General features: G+C 63.6%; 15 protein-coding genes. 8 read left to right on the forward strand and 7 right to left on the reverse strand.

The features are described from left to right. Positions 1 to 224 precede the first annotated feature (224 nt). A complete protein-coding gene (locus HNE05_RS13030; RefSeq protein ID WP_173207982.1) occupies positions 225 to 1,514 on the forward strand; it encodes a M18 family aminopeptidase in 1,290 nt (429 codons plus the stop codon). A 256-nt stretch (positions 1,515 to 1,770) separates the two neighbouring features. Here HNE05_RS13030 and HNE05_RS13035 read toward each other — a convergent pair whose 3' ends face one another. The 5 genes from HNE05_RS13035 to HNE05_RS13055 form a co-directional block, all read right to left on the reverse strand. Next, a complete protein-coding gene (locus tag HNE05_RS13035) occupies positions 1,771 to 4,281 on the reverse strand; it encodes an ankyrin repeat domain-containing protein (RefSeq protein WP_173207985.1) in 2,511 nt (836 codons plus the stop codon). A gap of 17 nt (positions 4,282 to 4,298) precedes the next feature. Continuing rightward, positions 4,299 to 4,748: a TonB family protein gene (locus tag HNE05_RS13040; protein ID WP_180889161.1), complete on the reverse strand. Its 450-nt coding sequence runs from the start codon at positions 4,746 to 4,748 to the stop codon at positions 4,299 to 4,301. Positions 4,749 to 5,029: 281 nt separating this feature from the next. Then, positions 5,030 to 5,464, reverse strand: a complete 435-nt coding sequence (gene exbD / locus HNE05_RS13045; RefSeq protein WP_173207991.1) for a TonB system transport protein ExbD — start codon at positions 5,462 to 5,464, stop codon at positions 5,030 to 5,032. Beyond that, positions 5,461 to 6,366 (reverse strand): MotA/TolQ/ExbB proton channel family protein, encoded by a 906-nt coding sequence (locus tag HNE05_RS13050; RefSeq protein WP_173207994.1) that lies wholly within the window; start codon positions 6,364 to 6,366, stop codon positions 5,461 to 5,463. The genes exbD and HNE05_RS13050 overlap by 4 nt, the downstream gene beginning before the upstream one ends. Positions 6,367 to 6,913: 547 nt before the next feature. Beyond that, positions 6,914 to 7,876 carry a GlxA family transcriptional regulator gene (locus HNE05_RS13055; protein WP_240008757.1) on the reverse strand — a complete coding sequence of 321 codons (963 nt, stop codon included), beginning with the start codon at positions 7,874 to 7,876 and terminating at the stop codon, positions 6,914 to 6,916. 84 nt (positions 7,877 to 7,960) lie between these two features. Between HNE05_RS13055 and HNE05_RS13060 the strand changes: the two genes are divergently transcribed. Continuing rightward, positions 7,961 to 8,758 (forward strand): MBL fold metallo-hydrolase, encoded by a 798-nt coding sequence (locus HNE05_RS13060; RefSeq protein WP_173207997.1) that lies wholly within the window; start codon positions 7,961 to 7,963, stop codon positions 8,756 to 8,758. Between the two features lie 64 nt (positions 8,759 to 8,822). Here the strand turns inward: HNE05_RS13060 and HNE05_RS13065 are convergent, their stop codons facing one another. Then, the gene (locus HNE05_RS13065) at positions 8,823 to 9,407 is read right to left on the reverse strand and encodes a hypothetical protein (RefSeq protein WP_173207998.1); all 585 of its coding nucleotides are present in this window, start codon (positions 9,405 to 9,407) and stop codon (positions 8,823 to 8,825) included. A 57-nt stretch (positions 9,408 to 9,464) separates the two neighbouring features. Next, a complete protein-coding gene (locus HNE05_RS13070; protein WP_173207999.1) occupies positions 9,465 to 10,181 on the reverse strand; it encodes a UTRA domain-containing protein in 717 nt (238 codons plus the stop codon). Between the two features lie 312 nt (positions 10,182 to 10,493). On the opposite strand from HNE05_RS13070, the gene HNE05_RS13075 reads away from it, so the two are divergent. Genes HNE05_RS13075 through HNE05_RS13100 form a run of 6 tightly spaced genes read left to right on the forward strand, consistent with a single transcriptional unit; the run spans position 10,494 to position 15,679 of the window. Next, entirely contained in the window at positions 10,494 to 11,549 is a 1,056-nt protein-coding gene (locus HNE05_RS13075) for an ABC transporter substrate-binding protein (protein ID WP_173208000.1), read from the forward strand. Between the two features lie 58 nt (positions 11,550 to 11,607). Continuing rightward, positions 11,608 to 12,414: an alkaline phosphatase family protein gene (locus HNE05_RS13080; protein WP_173208001.1), complete on the forward strand. Its 807-nt coding sequence runs from the start codon at positions 11,608 to 11,610 to the stop codon at positions 12,412 to 12,414. Next, the gene (locus HNE05_RS13085) at positions 12,411 to 13,256 is read left to right on the forward strand and encodes an ABC transporter permease (RefSeq protein WP_173208002.1); all 846 of its coding nucleotides are present in this window, start codon (positions 12,411 to 12,413) and stop codon (positions 13,254 to 13,256) included. The genes HNE05_RS13080 and HNE05_RS13085 overlap by 4 nt, the downstream gene beginning before the upstream one ends. Next, positions 13,243 to 14,040 (forward strand): ABC transporter permease, encoded by a 798-nt coding sequence (locus HNE05_RS13090; RefSeq protein ID WP_173208003.1) that lies wholly within the window; start codon positions 13,243 to 13,245, stop codon positions 14,038 to 14,040. The genes HNE05_RS13085 and HNE05_RS13090 overlap by 14 nt, the downstream gene beginning before the upstream one ends. Next, positions 14,037 to 15,026: an ABC transporter ATP-binding protein gene (locus HNE05_RS13095; RefSeq protein WP_173208005.1), complete on the forward strand. Its 990-nt coding sequence runs from the start codon at positions 14,037 to 14,039 to the stop codon at positions 15,024 to 15,026. The genes HNE05_RS13090 and HNE05_RS13095 overlap by 4 nt, the downstream gene beginning before the upstream one ends. Continuing rightward, entirely contained in the window at positions 15,026 to 15,679 is a 654-nt protein-coding gene (locus HNE05_RS13100) for an HAD family hydrolase (RefSeq protein WP_173208007.1), read from the forward strand. Before HNE05_RS13095 ends, HNE05_RS13100 begins: the two co-directional genes overlap by 1 nt. Positions 15,680 to 15,721: the final 42 nt, after the last annotated feature.

Below are 15,721 nucleotides of genomic sequence, written 5' to 3' on the forward strand. Positions count from 1 at the left end.
CCCGGTAGGAGCGAGCTCTGCTCGCGAAGCCTTTGCAGGCGTCCCGTTCGCGAGCAGAGCTCGCTCCTACGCTACGTAGCCCGGATGCAATCCGGGGGCAATACCGCACAGCCCTTCCCGGATTGCATCCGGGCTACGCCGTACACGGCACACGGGACGCCACACGCCTGCCAATCGCCCCACGGAATCCGATAAACTCGGGGCATTGCCGTCCGGAGCTGTGTATGCGCGAAGAACTGAATCAGGGCCTGATCGATTTCCTCAAGGCCTCGCCCACCCCCTTCCACGCCACCCGCAGCCTGGCCCAGCGCCTGCAAGCCGCCGGCTACCGGGCCCTGGACGAGCGCGAGCCCTGGCATACCGAAGCCGGCGGACGCTACTACGTCACCCGCAACGATTCCTCGATCATCGCCTTCAAGCTGGGCAAGCGCAGCGCCCTGGAAGGCGGCCTGCGCCTGGTTGGCGCACACACCGACAGCCCCTGCCTGCGCGTCAAGCCACAGCCGGAACTGCAGCGCCAGGGCTTCTTCCAGCTCGGCGTGGAAGTCTACGGCGGCGCCCTGCTCGCCCCCTGGTTCGACCGCGACCTGTCCCTGGCGGGACGGGTGACCTTCCGCGAGGGCGGCAAGGTACAGAGCCAGCTGATCGACTTCGAGCTGCCGATCGCCACCATTCCCAACCTGGCCATCCACCTCAACCGCGAGGCCAACCAGGGCTGGCCGATCAACCAGCAGAACGAACTGCCGCCGATCCTGGCGCAGATCGCCGGCGAAGAACCGGCCGACTTCCGCGCCCTGCTCGCCGACCGCCTGGCCAGCGAGCACGGTCTGAGCGCCGATGCGGTGCTCGACTACGAGCTGAGCTTCTACGACACCCAGAGCGCCGCGGTGATCGGCCTCAACCAGGACTTCATCGCCGGCGCCCGCCTGGACAACCTGCTGTCCTGCTACGCCGGCCTGCAGGCCCTGCTCGCCGCCGAAGGCGACGAGACCTGCGTGCTGGTGTGTACCGACCACGAGGAGATCGGCTCCTGCTCGGCCTGCGGCGCCGACGGCCCGTTCCTCGAGCAGGTGCTGCGCCGCGTCTTGCCGGAAGGCGACGGGTTCGTCCGCAGCATCCAGAAATCCCTGCTGGTGTCGGCCGACAACGCCCACGGGGTGCACCCCAACTACGCCGACAAACACGACGCCAACCACGGCCCCAAACTCAACGCCGGCCCGGTGATCAAGGTCAACAGCAACCAGCGCTACGCCACCAACAGCGAGACCGCCGGTTTCTTCCGCCACCTGTGCCTGGCCGAGGAAGTACCGGTGCAAAGCTTCGTGGTGCGCAGCGACATGGGCTGCGGTTCGACCATCGGCCCGATCACCGCCAGCCAGCTCGGCGTACGCACCGTGGACATCGGCCTGCCAACCTTCGCCATGCACTCGATCCGCGAACTGGCCGGCAGCCACGACCTGGCCCATCTGGTGAAAGTGCTGGCGGCCTTCTACGCCAGCCCTGAATTGGCCTGATGGACTACCAGCAGCTCGCCAGCCTCGATCAGCACAGCCAGGCCTAGCGCTCGATGATCACCTTCTACACCCTGCGCTGGCCCCTGGGCAGGGAACAGCGGCTGGAGTGAAGCTAGCAGGCGGTTGAAAAACTGCCTGCGTTGCCATCGCGGCGTTAAAAACAGGCTCAAAATGCTCATTTACAGCTCGTAAACTGCGCTTTTTCGCCTGTTTTTGCCTTGCGCTGGCTGCCTCGCCAACGTTTTTCAACAGCCTGCTAGCGCTTCACCACCAACTGATACTCGGTTCTCTCGCCGCCGTTGCCGTGGATGACCACATAGCCTTGGTTGGTTGGGGTCAAACCCTGGGCAGCAGCAGCGTCGGCCAACAGGCGCCAGGTGCCTTCGACATCGTTACGCTGCTGATCGAAGTCGGTGCTCAACACCAGGCTCGGCTCGCTGCGAATCACTTTGTGGTTGGTCACCACCGCCGCACCGGCCGACACCGGCAAACCCAGATCGAACGTCAAGCGCTGCGGGCCGTTCGCGGCAAGGTCAGGGAACACCAGGGTCAGGGGGCCGGTGATTTTGACCTTGCCGCGCCGTACCGCCGTCATGCCCAGATTGAGGGCCATCTGGCGGATCTCCACGCCGAAGACCTGCGGCGTCATTTCGAAATGGCGGACAAACAGGCTCATGGCCGGACGTTCTATGAGCTGTACGGACTGCTGCAACGCCTGCTTGGGCGCTGAACTGTAAGTCCCGCATAGCGGCGCTCTGAGTTGCTCGCGTGCGCTGCCATCGAGCCGCGGATTAGTGTCGAGGGCCGCGCAGACTTGTTGCGCATAACCCGGCCATTCCTCACGCAAGGCTCCGGCATCGCGCAGGGCAGCTAGCACTTGCGCATCCGCCTGCCTGGCCGCAATCAGCAAGGCGGTTTGCCGCGACTGCATGGCTTCACTGCGCTCCACGCCGCCGACACCCGCACCGGGAAGCGAGCGGGTCTGGCTGTGCACATCGGCGCCGTTGCCGAGCAACAGGCGCACACTGTTCTCCCGATTGAGCTGCGCTGCGCTCATCAAGGCGGTTTTGCCCCAGGCATTGCTCTGATTGGCGTCGAAATCGCTGCGCAACAACAGCTCGAGGTTCTGCGGATTCTGCACCGCCGCCATGGCCGCCGGGCTGCCATCCACACTGAGCCCGCGATCCTCGCCGAGGTTCTCGGTTTCGTAGGCGATAAAGTCATTCACCACATGGGCTGGCGCGTTATTCAGCAATACGCTGTGCAGGGTGGCGAAATTGCGACCCTGCTCCAGCTCACCCGGCGTCGGCGCGACGGCATAGCGCGGGCGATAGTCGGCATGCGGCGGCAGCGGAAGATCCGGGACTGGTGCCGGCATGACCAGGTATTCGCTGGCCCTGGCCAGACTCTCCTGCAGCAGCAGATCGGCGGCGCTGCTGGCCTGGGCCGGGTCGAGGCCCTGGTCTCTGAATGACTGCTGCAGCTCGCTGTGAGCCGGTTGTAACATCGGCAGCAAGCGGCGGTAGAAGAGCTTGTTGTCCAGGTTGCGCTCCGACCAGTCGAACAGCCGATTCAAGCTGTCGTCATGACGTTGACGGATCGCCCCTTCGCGCCCAAACGCCTGCAGTTCCTTCACGCCCACCAGCGGCATATTGAGCAGCGTCCATAGCCTTTCCTTCAGGCTCAGGGCTTTGTCGAGGCGCTCATGCTGGGCAACCTCGGCCGGCGGATCGCCGGCCAGGGTGGTCAGCTCGGCTTGCAACGCCGCGAACGCGGGCAAGCCGTCCACCGAACTGCTGCGCGATGGGGTCAGGTAGGCCTGGTACAGGCACAAGGGTTTCAGGCCCAGACCGTCCAGGGCATAGAGCCCGGCATAAGCCGATTCGCCGCGGGCCGCCGGCGAGTAGAAGCCCCAGGTTTCATTGACCAGCACCAGCTCCCGGCCACCCAGGCGGAAGATATCGATAGCGCCGTAGTCGCGGGTCTGCGACGAGGAGACATGGGCACGCCCGCCGTAGTTGGGCAGCTCCGCCACCCAGCGCGGCAACGTGCTGTCGTCGAGGATCCGCTGGCCGTTGCGGCTGAGCCCGCGCGCGCGCAGCTGATAACTGGCGTAGGGGCCGGCGTCATAGAGCTCGACGCTAAGCCGCTGCCCGGCAAGCTCGACGCTGGCGGCCGGGCCATGGCTGCCGGCTAGCGCCGTGGCGCCCGGCAGGCGCGCCGGCACGGGAAAGCCGTTGCCTTGCAAATCCTGATTCAGCGCCGTTTTCATCGACTCGCACAGGCCGGCATCGCGGCTCTCCGCCAACCTGAATTCGGCGTAGGCGGATAAGCCATGGGCACCTTGAGGATTGGTCTGCCGGGCTTCGGGCCAGGTGGCCAAGTCATCGGCGCGCTGGCGGTACATAGCAATCAGGCAGTCCTGCGCATGGGCGGCATCGGTCAACGGGCATTGCCCCGCCCTGCTCAGCAGCCATTGGCGCTGATTGGCCTCCAGCAGCAAGGCGCCAGGCAGATCCAGGCCACGCAGGCGGCTGCGGTACTGCTCAATCACCTGTTTGTCCAGGCGAGCCAACGCCTCGCTGGCGCAGATCTGCCGATGCAGCGCGGGCAATCCCTCGACACAGTCGAAACTGGCCAGGCTCACCGCCCGCGGCTGAACCGGCTGCGCCACGGGCTTGGCGATTGGCTCCGGTGTGGTACAGGCCACAAGCGCGGCGCCCAGGGCAGCCAGCGCGGCCATTCGCGAATACAAGGAAACCGACATGGATCACTGACTCCGGGTCATTTGATGAAGATTGCCGTGCCGTACACGGTGTAGCGCGCAGCACCCTGGTTGGGCGGTGGCGGAAATGGCCCCGCCTTGAGCACGGCCTGTTCGGCAGCGGCATCCAATAGGGGGTCGCCGCAGGGGTCGATCTCGTAGGAGAGCATCTTGCCGCTGCTATCCAGGGTGATCTCATAGGAGATAAAGCACTTCCTCTTGAGATCGGCGGGGTCGCCCTTGTAGCCGGGTGGCGGCTTGTAAACCGCCCCTTCTGGGCGTTTGAGATTGGCGATCACCCGATTCTTCACCTTGTCGGCATAGTCCGACGGGACTTGTCGGCCACGGCTGGCGCTTGGCGCCGGCGGTGGAGTGGGTGGCGCAGCCCAGTCGTTGTTGGCACCAAACGCATGCACCGGTGGGCCGGCGGACTTGGTTGGCGCGCGCGGTGGCGGCGCAGCTTTTTTCACCACGGGCGCTTTCACCGGGGGCGGCGGCGCAGGCTCTGGTTCCGGTTCGGGCTCAGCAATGGGCTCTGGTTCAGGCGGTTCTGGTTCGGGCTCCGGCTCTGGTTCCGGCACTGGCACAGGCAGCTCAACCATCTGCACGGCAATCGCTTGCGGCTGCTCAGGCAGCGGCTGGCGCAGATCGGCGCTTAACAGCCAAACCAGCAAAGCGCCGTGCAGTGCCAGGGAAACCAGAATAACCAGCAGGCGGATCGGCCAGTGAACTTCGATCCTGGGGCCAGCCATCAGGGCGTCAGCTCTTGCGCTGCCACCAGGCTGATCTGGCTGTAACCGGCTTTCTGCAGGTTGTTCATTACCCGCATCAGGGTGCCATAATCCACCGCCTGATCGCCGCGCAGAAAGAGCCGGGTATCCAGCCGATTGCCGGTTGCGCCGCGCACCACGCCAGCCAGTTCGGCCAGCGCCACGCCTTGTTCCTGGACGAACAACAAGCCATCGGCCTGCACACTGATATACAGCGGATCGGTCGGCGGCGGGGTCGGCGCCGCGGCATTGCTCGGCAGATCCACCGGCACATCCACGGTGGCCAGCGGCGCGGCGACCATGAAGATAATCAACAGCACCAGCATCACATCGACGAAGGGCGTGATGTTCATCTCGGCGTTCTGTTGATAGTTGTGGCGTTTGACCATGGGCCCGGAATTGAACTGGATACTCATGCTAAGTGCACCTCATCCAGCTTGCGCGACATGGCCGCGATCATTTCCGCCGAGAAGTTATCCAGGGCGCCGACGAAGCCGTTAATGTCCCGGGCGAACTTGTTGAAGATCATCACCGCGGGGATAGCCGCAAACAGCCCCAGCGCAGTGGCCAGCAAGGCCTCGGCGATACCCGGTGCGACAATCGCCAGACTGGAGGATTTCATCGTGGCGATATTGGCGAAGCTGTTGAGGATGCCCCATACGGTACCGAACAGGCCGATAAAGGGTGCCGTGGCGCCGATGGTCGCCAGCACCCCCATCAGGCTGCCCAAGCGCGCCAGATCGCGCTCCTGAACGATGCTCGAAGTCAGCGAGATACGCTGCAACAGGCGGTTGATCTGATCGGCGCTGGCGTCCTTACTGCACTTGCGGCCGAAGTGCTTGAGTTCGGCCTGGCCGACCTGCCACATACGTGCCATGGCGCTGTTGCTGGCCACGGGACTCAGGTGCTCCAGCTCACCCTTGCGGAAGGCCTCAAGAAAGCGATTGTTGGCGCGCCGAGCACGGGCGAAGACAAACAGCTTCTCGAACAGCACCGCCCAGGTCAGCAACGAGCAAAAGGCCAGGAAGATCATCACCGACTTAACCACCCAGTCGGCTTGCCCGAACATCTCGCGAACGCCGAAAGGTTGCGTCTCGGCAACGGCGCCAGCCAGGCTCGGCGTCGCTGCGGAGGTGGCCGGGGCAGTTGGTACGGGAGTGGCAACGGCGCCAGGCTGCTGCATGCCTGCGGGCGCATCGGCCTGGGCCAATACAGCGTTGGCGGTTAATCCGCTCAGGCCAACCAGCACCAAGAGTGCCGCCAGACGCACTCGCGCCTGCCAACGCGCCATCGAGAGACCAATAGAACTGAGTTGCATACAACCTCCCTGTCTTTTTATTTTGGCGGCCAGTGTGATTGAACAGGCCGCTGAAAAACCACCCACGCTGCCAATACGGCGATAAAAACAGGCTCGGTAAGCCGTTTGCGGCTTAGAACCTGTTCACGATCTTTTGGACTAGAGCCAGACAAGGCGGTAAGCCAGTAACAGCCTCGGCTGCCTCGCCTATGTTTCTACGGCCTGCTAACAGCGCGGCGACCCATAGTGCCTATGCCGGCAAGTTCAGAAAAGAGGCGAACGCCCTAACCTTTCTGCAGATGCAGGCGAGAACACGCTGCCTTAATAGGCGCAAGGAACGAGCCGCGCACCCTTCTGAGAACCTGTCCACGATCTCCTGTCCGTCGGCCATACCGCGTTAGAAACAGGCTCGGAATGCTCATTTACAGCTCGTAAACTCCGCTTCCTCGCCTGTTTTTGCCTTGTCTGGCTCTAGTCCAAAAGATCGTGAACAGGTTCTGAGTAAACCATTGTTTGAACTCAGCGAACGGCTTGGGCTTGCACTGAAACGCCAACTTGCAGAGCGGTTCTAGACTTTGTACTGCTGCCGATAGGCAGCCGGGGTCAGCCCGGTGACGTGCTTGAAGGTGCGCCGAAAGCTCGACTCATCGCCGTAGCCCAGGGCGGCGCTGATCCGGCTGATCGAATCAGCCGTCAGGATCAGCCGTTCGCTGGCCTGGTTGAGCTTGATCAGGCGCACCTGATCCGCCACCGCCAGCCCCGTCAGCGCACGTACCTTGCGCGCCAGGGTACGGGCGGAAACGGCCAGCTCATCGGCGAGCCGCTGCACACTGAGCTGCTGGGCCGGCAGGCGCTCCACCAACAGGTGCAAACGGCGCAGCAGCGGATCCGTCTGCTGCATCAGGCCGACGGAGCGAAACACCGGCGTCGCCGGCTCTGGCCGCGGCAGCACCATCAGCGTGGCGATCTCGCGATAGACCAGCGCGCCCAGCTGCTCCTCGATCAGCGCACGGGCGATCGGCAGGTAACCGCTGACACCGGATGCCGTGGCAGTCAGGCGATTGCTCACCTGGGTCTGCTCGAACTGCCACTCCACCTGGGGAAAACGCTTCTGCAGGCTGGACGCCAGCCACCAGGTGGCCGTCGCGCGCTCACCCTGCAAACGCCCGCTCTGCGCCAGCAGGCACACGCCGGTGCAGTAGCTCCACAGTTGGGTGCTGCGCGGCAACTGGCTCAGCGCTCGAATCAGGCCGCGATTGTCCTCCAGCGCCTGGGCGATCATCGCCTCCGAATCCGCCCAGAGCCCGGGAATCAGCACGGCGCTGCACGCGGCCTGGGCCAGGCTGATCTGCGGTTGCAAGCGCATGCCCTGGGCACAGTCGACCGGCTCCTTGTCCAGCCCAACCCAGCACAGCTCGAAGTGCTGCTCGCCCGCGCGCCGATTGACCGCCGTCAGCAGGTCGGCGAAGGCGAACAGGCCAGCGGGCATGCAACCGGGATACAGCAGCAGGCCGATTTTCTGCACAGGCATGAAATGTCCTATTTATGGCAATTATTGCCATCCTTATCCCGCAGACGGATTTTTACAATGAGCCCTCCTATCCCGGAGGTCGCCATGAAAGTCACCCAACTGCGCAATGCCACCCTGATCGTCGAGTTCGGCGAAGTTCGTCTGCTGGTCGACCCCATGCTGGCCGCCCAGGGCCAGCTGCCCGCGCTCAAGTATCTCGCCCGGCGGCGGCGCAACCCGCTGGTCGAGCTGCCGGACAACGCCAGCGAGCATCTGCAACGCGTGACCCATTGCCTGATCACCCATTGCCAGAAAGGCCATTTCGACCACCTCGACCGCACCGCCATCCGCTGGCTGCGCGAGCGCAATATCCCCGTGCTGTGCATGGCGGAGGATGCGGATTACCTGCGCAAGCGCCGACTCAACGTGCAGGAGCTGCCCAGCCAGGCCGGCGGGGTATTCTTCAATGGCACTATCCAGGCGATCCCCTGCCTGCACGGCGAGGGCTTTATCGGCAGTCTGATGGCCCACGGCTATGGCTACTTCATCCAGATTCCCCATGAACCCAGCCTCTATATCGCCGGTGACACCCTGCTCACCGCAGAGGTGCGCCAGTGCCTGACGCAACTGGCGCCGGCAGTGAGCGTACTGCCGGCCGGTGGCGCGCGCTTCGACCTGGGCGGCGAGATCATCATGGGCCAGGCCGACATTCTCGCGGCACTCCAGCTCAGCAGCGGCATCATCGTCGCCAACCACCTGGAAGCCCTCGACCATTGCCCGGTGACCCGCGCCGGCTTGCTGCAGGAGGCCGTGCGCCGAGGCATCGGTGAGCGCCTGCGCGTACCGCTGGATGGCGAGACCCTGGAGTTCACGACCGCCAAGCAGAAGCCGGTTGCCGTCTAACGTTTGATTAGAGGGCGGGCTTTAGCCCGTCCCAATGAGCAAAGCGAACGGTTTCAACCACCTGTTAGAAAGTGCGTGCCTCACGAGTAATGGATAACCCAAGATCCCAGGCAGCCTGCTGGGACCATCCCCGCGAAAAGTGCTTTACAGCAATGGTCTGCAACCCTGGATACTTGGTGCGCATATGGTCAACTGCATGGTTACCGTGCGCCACAACCAGCCTCGGCTTGAGCGCGTCAACCAAGAAATCGAACGCTCGCGAGCACCTCATGCTACCAGCAAGGCCCTTCGCATCTTCCGTGGCCGAAGCGTAGATGTTCGTCTCAAGAATGCGGGTATCGCCCGCTGAGGATATGACCCACTCAAGAACTCGCCGAGTATTGCTGATGGGGTTTCTACGGGTTTTGCCAGGTTTAAGCGGGCGCTTCGCTCGCTCGGTGAGATAGCTCTCAAACCAGGCACGCTTGTTGAACCCAGCCTCGCAATCCCAGAACTCCCAAAAGTCTCTCTCACTAGCAGACGCCGGGTTCAGCCCGACGATGAAAACTCGACAATCAAGGGGCGAGCCATCGCAAACGAAAGGCCGCTGATCGGCTGGTCGGCCGATGATAGTTTCGAGCCGTTGCTGGAACTCCGCGAGGTTTGGCATGGCGACAGCTCCCTTTGCGCTTTCTAACAGGCCGTTGAAAAACCACCGGCTAGCGCCTCACTCCGGCACTTCGACGCTGACGTGAATGGCGTCGTGACGCCAGAACTCCAGGTCGCAGTCGATCAGCCGCCCGTGCTGGTCGCGGTTGACCCGGGTGATGCGCAGTGCCGGGCTGCCCAGGGTGGTTTTCAGGCTGTTCGCCGCCTCGGCCGGCAAGGCGGTGGGCAGGATGTCGAAACGCACCCGCCCGTAATGGATGGCGTATTCGCTGGCGTACAGCTCGGTCAGCGAGCAGGTCAGGTCGAACTGCAGGATGCCAGGGAAATAGGCCGGATTCAGGTAGTGCTCGACGTACAGCACCAGGCGCCCGTCGATGCGCCGCGCGCGGCGGATCTGCAGCACCGCAGATAGCGCCGGCAACTCCAGCAACGCACAGATATCCACCGGCGCCGGGATCAGCCTGGCACTGAGCAGCTCGGTGGACGACTGCCGCCCCTGCTCGCGCACCATCGCATGGAAGTGGCTGCGCACCAGCGGGTTGTAGGCCAGCCGCGGCGGCGAGACGAACCAGCCACGGCGCTCCTCACGGTAGATCAGGCCTTCGGCTTCCAGCTGCCCCAGCGCCTCGCGCAGGGTGATGCGGGTGGTCTCGAACAGCTCGCTGAGCTTGCGCTCGGCCGGCAGCTGACTGCCCTGCGTCAGCAGGCCATGCTCGATCTGCTCCTGCAAGGCACGGCAGATGGCGGTAACGGTACGGGGCGCTTCGTCGCGCATACAAAACTCCACTCTGGAATAGACCAGCACCAACAAGGGGCACAACCGGTCGAACGTGCGGCCATGCTAGGCAAGCTGGATGACTGCGGGATGACAGTCACAAGCCGCGCCTTTGTGCCTGCATGCGGCATGCCATCTGGCCCGGCAGTCTCTCGGTAAATCAGTTACTTAGCCATGGTCTACGCTTTCAGGCGCAGCGCGCCCCTGGGGAGCAGGGCAATGCGCTGCCATAAAAGCGTCATAGAAAGCCTCTAGATTGGCCTGGGTCTTGCTGATCTAGACCAATCTTTCACCCTGCTAAGGAGCTTCACCATGAAACGCCTGCTGCTGGCTTCACTGATGGGATCGGCCATTATTCTGGGTAACCAGGCCATGGCCAACGAGGATGTAAAGAGCCTGGAAAAAGCCGCCCGCGCAGAGGGCGAGGTCAACAGCGTCGGCATGCCGGACAGCTGGGCCAACTGGAAGGACACCTGGGCCGACCTGAACAAACTCTACGGCCTCAAGCACATGGACACCGACATGAGCTCGGCCCAGGAAATCGCCAAGTTCGCCGCCGAGAAGGACAATGCCACCGCCGATATCGGCGACGTCGGTGCGGCCTTCGGCCCCATTGCCGTGCAGCAGGGTGTTACCCAAGCCTACAAACCGAGCACCTGGGAACAGATTCCGACCTGGGCCAAGGATGCGGACGGTCACTGGATGCTGGCCTACACCGGCTCCATCGCCTTTATCGTCAACAAGCAGCTGGTCAAGGACGTACCCAAGTCCTGGGCCGACCTGAAACAGGGCAAGTACAAGGTCGCCATCGGTGACGTCAGTGCCGCCGCGCAGGCCGTCAACGGCGTACTGGCCGCCGCCATCGCCAACGGCGGTGACGAGAAGAACATCCAGCCGGGCCTGGACTTCTTCGCCGAGATCGCCAAACAGGGCCGCCTGGGCCTGTCCAACCCGACCATCCAGACCCTGGAAAAAGGCGAAGTGGAAGTCGGCATCGTCTGGGACTTCAACGGCCTGTCGTACCGCGACCAGATCGACCCGAGCCGCTTCGAAGTGCTGATTCCGTCCGACGGCTCGGTGATCTCCGGCTACACCACGGTGATCAACAAGTACGCCAAGCACCCCAACGCGGCCAAGCTGGCGCGTGAGTACATATTGAGCGACGCCGGGCAGATCAACCTGGCCAAGGGCAACGCCCGGCCGATCCGCGCCGAACACCTGACCCTGCCGGCCGAAGTGCAGGCCAAGCTGCTGCCGAACGAGCAGTACGCCAAGGTTCAACCGATCAAGGACCCGGCAGCCTGGGAAGCCACCTCGAAAGCACTGCCGCAGCTGTGGCAGGAAAATGTGATCATCGAAATGCAATAAGCGCTCGTCCACAGCCCGGCGCTCGCCGGGCTGTGTTTTTGCTCAAGGAAATCGCACGATGAAATACGACGTCATCCTGGTGGTACTGGATGGCCTGAATTACGAGGTTGCCCGCCATGCGCTGGGCCATCTGCAGGCCTACTGCGGCGCTGGCCGCGCCGCGCTGTACAAGCTCGAGTGCGAGCTGCCCGCGCTGTCCCGCCCGCTCTACGAATGCCTGATGACCGGCGTGGCGCCGATCGACAGCGGCATCGTGCACAACGATGTGGTGCGCCTGTCCAACCAGCGCAGCATCTTCCACTACGCCCGTGACGCTGGCCTATCCACCGCCGCCGCGGCCTATCACTGGATGAGCGAGCTGTATAACCGCGCGCCCTTCGATGCCGCCCGCGACCGCCACACCAGTGACAGCACCCTGCCGATCCAGCAGGGCCACTTTTATTACGCCGACCACTACCCGGACTCGCACCTGTTCGCCGATGCCGAACACCTGCGCGTGCAGCACCAGCCGAACTTCCTGCTGGTGCACCCGATGAACATCGACGACGCCGGCCACAAATTTGGCCTGGACTCCCCGCAATACCGCAACAGCGCGCGCTCTGCCGACCTGCTGCTGGCCGAATACCTGCAGCGCTGGCTGGATGCCGGCTACCAGGTGCTGGTCACTGCCGACCACGGTATGAACAACGACCGCTCGCACAACGGCCTGCTGCCGGAAGAGCGCGAAGTGCCGCTGTTCGTCGCCGGCAGCGCCTTCAGCCTGGATGGCAACGCGCAGCCACGGCAGACCGAACTGTGCGGCACCATCTGTGCCCTGCTCGGCGCCAGCCACGACAAACCGTTGTGCAAGGAACTGCTCAAGTGACGGCAAGCAAACCCCGCGGCAAATGGCTGGCCCTGCTGTGCCTGCTGCCCTTCGCGATCTTCTTTATTGCCTTCCAGATCGCCCCGCTGGCGTGGGTCGCGGTGCACAGCCTGAGCGTTGGCGACAGCTGGGGCCTGGGCAATTTCGCGAAGATCTTCAGCTCCAAGTTCTACCTGCAGGCAATCAAGCACAGCCTGCAGATCGCCTTCTGGTCGAGCCTGTTCGGCATCGTCATCGCCGTGCTCGGCAGCTACTCGCTGCGCCAGGTCGACTCCAAGCTGCGCGACTTCGTCATGGCCTTTTCCAACATGACCAGCAACTTCGCCGGCGTGCCGCTGGCCTTCGCCTTCATCATCATCCTAGGCTTCAACGGCGCGCTGACCCTGCTGCTCAAGCAGGCCGGGATCATCGAAGACTTCAACCTGTACTCCAAGACCGGGCTGATCGTGCTCTACACCTACTTCCAGATTCCCCTCGGCGTGCTGCTGCTCTACCCGGCCTTCGACGCCCTGCGTGAAGACTGGCGCGAGTCCGCGGCGCTGCTCGGCGCCGGCACCTGGGACTTCTGGCGGCATATCGGCCTGCCGGTGCTGACCCCGGCGCTGCTCGGCACCTTCGTCATCCTGCTGGCCAACGCCCTGGGCGCCTACGCCACGGTGTATGCGCTGACCACCGGCAACTTCAACGTGCTGCCGATCCGCATCGCCGCCATGGTTGCCGGCGATATCAGCCTCAACCCGGACATGGCCAGCGCCCTGGCGATGGTGCTGGTGGGCCTGATGGTGGTGATCACCGCCGCACACCAGTGGCTGCTGAAGAGGAGCTACCATGTCGCGCGCTGATGCCAAGCCGGCCGCTCTCTATCACCGCACGGTGGTCTGGCTGCTGTTCCTGATCCTCCTGCTGCCGCTGGCCGGCACCCTGCTCTACTCGTTGTCCACCAGTTGGTCGGCGACCATCCTGCCATCCGGCCTGACCTTCAAGTGGTATGTGGCGCTGTGGAGCGATCCGCGTTTCCTCGCCGCTTTCGGCCAGTCACTGCTGGTGTGCTTCGGTTCCCTGTTGCTGGCCACGGCGCTGATCCTGCCGCTGCTGTTTGTGGTGCATTACCACTTCCCCAAGCTCGACGGGCTGATGAACATCTTGATTTTGCTACCGTTCGCCGTGCCGCCGGTGGTGTCCTCGGTCGGCCTGCTGCAGGTCTACGGCTCCGGGCCACTGGCGATGGTCGGCACGCCCTGGATTCTGATCGGCTGCTACTTCACCGTGGCCCTGCCGTTTATGTACCGGGCGATCACCAACAACCTGCAGGCAATCAATCTGCGCGACCTGATGGACGCCGCCCAGCTGCTCGGTGCCAGCACCTGGCAGGCCGCCTTCCTGGTGGTGCTGCCCAACCTGCGCAAGGGCCTGATGGTCTCGCTGTTCCTCTCCTTCAGCTTCCTGTTTGGCGAGTTCGTCTTTGCCAACCTGCTGGTCGGCACCCGCTACGAGACTCTGCAGGTGTACCTCAACAACATGAAAAACAGCAGCGGCCACTTCAACAGCGCGCTGGTGATTTCCTACTTCTTCTTCGTGCTGATCTTCACCTGGGCAGCCACTCGCCTGAACAAGGACAACTCATGAGTTACCTGAGCATCCGCGGCCTGCATAAAAGCTACGGCGCCACCTCGATCTTCAGCGACATCAACTGCGAAATTGCCCAGGGCGAGTTCGTCACCCTGCTCGGCCCCTCCGGTTGCGGCAAATCCACCCTGCTGCGCTGCATCGCCGGGCTGACCGACGTCGGCGGTGGGCAGATCCTGCTCAACGGCCAGGACCTGGTGCCACTGTCGCCGCAAAAGCGCGATATCGGCATGGTGTTCCAGAGCTACGCGCTGTTCCCCAATATGAGCGTGGCGCAGAACGTCGCCTTCGGCCTGCGCATGCACAAGGTCGGCAAGGAAGAAAGCGCCCAGCGCGTGCAGGAAGCCCTGACGATGGTCGAGCTGGACGACTTCGCCAGCCGTTACCCGCACCAGTTGTCCGGCGGCCAGTGCCAACGGGTGGCCCTGGCCCGTTCGCTGGTCACCCGTCCGCGCCTGCTACTGCTCGACGAGCCGCTGTCGGCGCTGGATGCGCGCATCCGCAAGCACCTGCGCGAGCAGATCCGCAGCATCCAGCAGGACCTCGGCCTGACCACCATCTTCGTCACCCACGATCAGGAGGAGGCACTGACCATGAGCGACCGCATCTTCCTGATGAACGCCGGCAAGATCGTCCAGAGTGGCGACGCCGAGACCCTCTATACCGCGCCCGTGGATGCGTTTGCGGCCGGTTTCATCGGCAACTACAACCTGCTCGATGCGCAAACCGCCAGTCGCTTGCTGCTGCGCCCGGTCAGCAGCCGCATCGCCATCCGCCCGGAGGCCATCCAGCTGCACCACAGCGGCGCCATCGCCGCGGAAATTCTCGGCCATAGCCTGCTCGGCAACGTCATCCGCTACCGCGTCGAAGCCAATGGCGTGCAACTGCTGGTCGACGTACTCAACCGCCGTGAAGGCGATCTGATCGGCAACGGCCAATGCATCGGCCTGACCATCGACGAACAGGCAATCCGGGAGGTGGCGTGATGGCCCTGGCAATCTTCGACCTCGACGAAACCCTGATCGACGGCGACTGCGCCTCGCTGTGGGCCAAGCACATGGCCGACATCCAGTGGGTCGACCGCGACAGCTTCCTGACCCGTGAACAGGAGCTCATGGCGCTTTACTCCCAGGGCAAGCTGGCCATGGAAGACTACATGGCCTACACCCTGTCGCCGCTGGTGGGCCGCACCGAGGAGGAAGTCGCGTTCGTCGTCGGCCCCTTCGTCGAGGATGTCATCGAGCCGATCATCTACAGCGACGCCATGCGCTGCCTGGCCCAGCACCGCGCTGCCGGCGATCGCCTACTGGTGATCTCCGCCTCGGCGCACTTCCTGGTCAGCGCCATCGCCGAGCGCCTGGGCATAGCGGAAGTGCTGGCCATCGACCTGGAGCAGCAGCACGGCCACTACAGCGGCAAGACCCGCGGCGTGCTGACCTACCGCGAAGGCAAGGTTGTCCGCCTGCAGGACTGGCTGCAGGAGCAAGGCGAAAGCCTGGCCGGTGCCTACTTCTATTCCGACTCGCGCAACGACCTGCCGCTGCTCTCGCTGGTGGAATACCCCCATGCGGTCAACCCGGATCCAACCTTGCGCGCCCATGCCGAACAGGCCGGCTGGGAAATTCTCAGCTGGAAGTGATGGCTGATCACAAACTCAGGGCTGCTCAGAATCTGTTTACGA

This window comes from Pseudomonas campi, from assembly GCF_013200955.2.
Classification (GTDB): Bacteria; Pseudomonadota; Gammaproteobacteria; order Pseudomonadales; family Pseudomonadaceae; genus Aquipseudomonas; species Aquipseudomonas campi.

Bases quoted from the DNA above. Each gene is read 5' to 3' on its own strand.
- HNE05_RS13030 (WP_173207982.1), top strand. From the start codon at position 225: ATGCGCGAAGAACTGAATCAGGGCCTGATCGATTTCCTCAAGGCCTCG.
- HNE05_RS13035 (WP_173207985.1), bottom strand. From the start codon at position 4,281: ATGTCGGTTTCCTTGTATTCGCGAATGGCCGCGCTGGCTGCCCTGGGC.
- exbD (WP_173207991.1), bottom strand. From the start codon at position 5,464: ATGAGTATCCAGTTCAATTCCGGGCCCATGGTCAAACGCCACAACTAT.
- HNE05_RS13050 (WP_173207994.1), bottom strand. From the start codon at position 6,366: ATGCAACTCAGTTCTATTGGTCTCTCGATGGCGCGTTGGCAGGCGCGA.
- HNE05_RS13055 (WP_240008757.1), bottom strand. From the start codon at position 7,876: ATGCCTGTGCAGAAAATCGGCCTGCTGCTGTATCCCGGTTGCATGCCC.
- HNE05_RS13060 (WP_173207997.1), top strand. From the start codon at position 7,961: ATGAAAGTCACCCAACTGCGCAATGCCACCCTGATCGTCGAGTTCGGC.
- HNE05_RS13065 (WP_173207998.1), bottom strand. From the start codon at position 9,407: ATGCCAAACCTCGCGGAGTTCCAGCAACGGCTCGAAACTATCATCGGC.
- HNE05_RS13070 (WP_173207999.1), bottom strand. From the start codon at position 10,181: ATGCGCGACGAAGCGCCCCGTACCGTTACCGCCATCTGCCGTGCCTTG.
- HNE05_RS13075 (WP_173208000.1), top strand. From the start codon at position 10,494: ATGAAACGCCTGCTGCTGGCTTCACTGATGGGATCGGCCATTATTCTG.
- HNE05_RS13080 (WP_173208001.1), top strand. From the start codon at position 11,608: ATGAAATACGACGTCATCCTGGTGGTACTGGATGGCCTGAATTACGAG.
- HNE05_RS13090 (WP_173208003.1), top strand. From the start codon at position 13,243: ATGTCGCGCGCTGATGCCAAGCCGGCCGCTCTCTATCACCGCACGGTG.
- HNE05_RS13095 (WP_173208005.1), top strand. From the start codon at position 14,037: ATGAGTTACCTGAGCATCCGCGGCCTGCATAAAAGCTACGGCGCCACC.
- HNE05_RS13100 (WP_173208007.1), top strand. From the start codon at position 15,026: ATGGCCCTGGCAATCTTCGACCTCGACGAAACCCTGATCGACGGCGAC.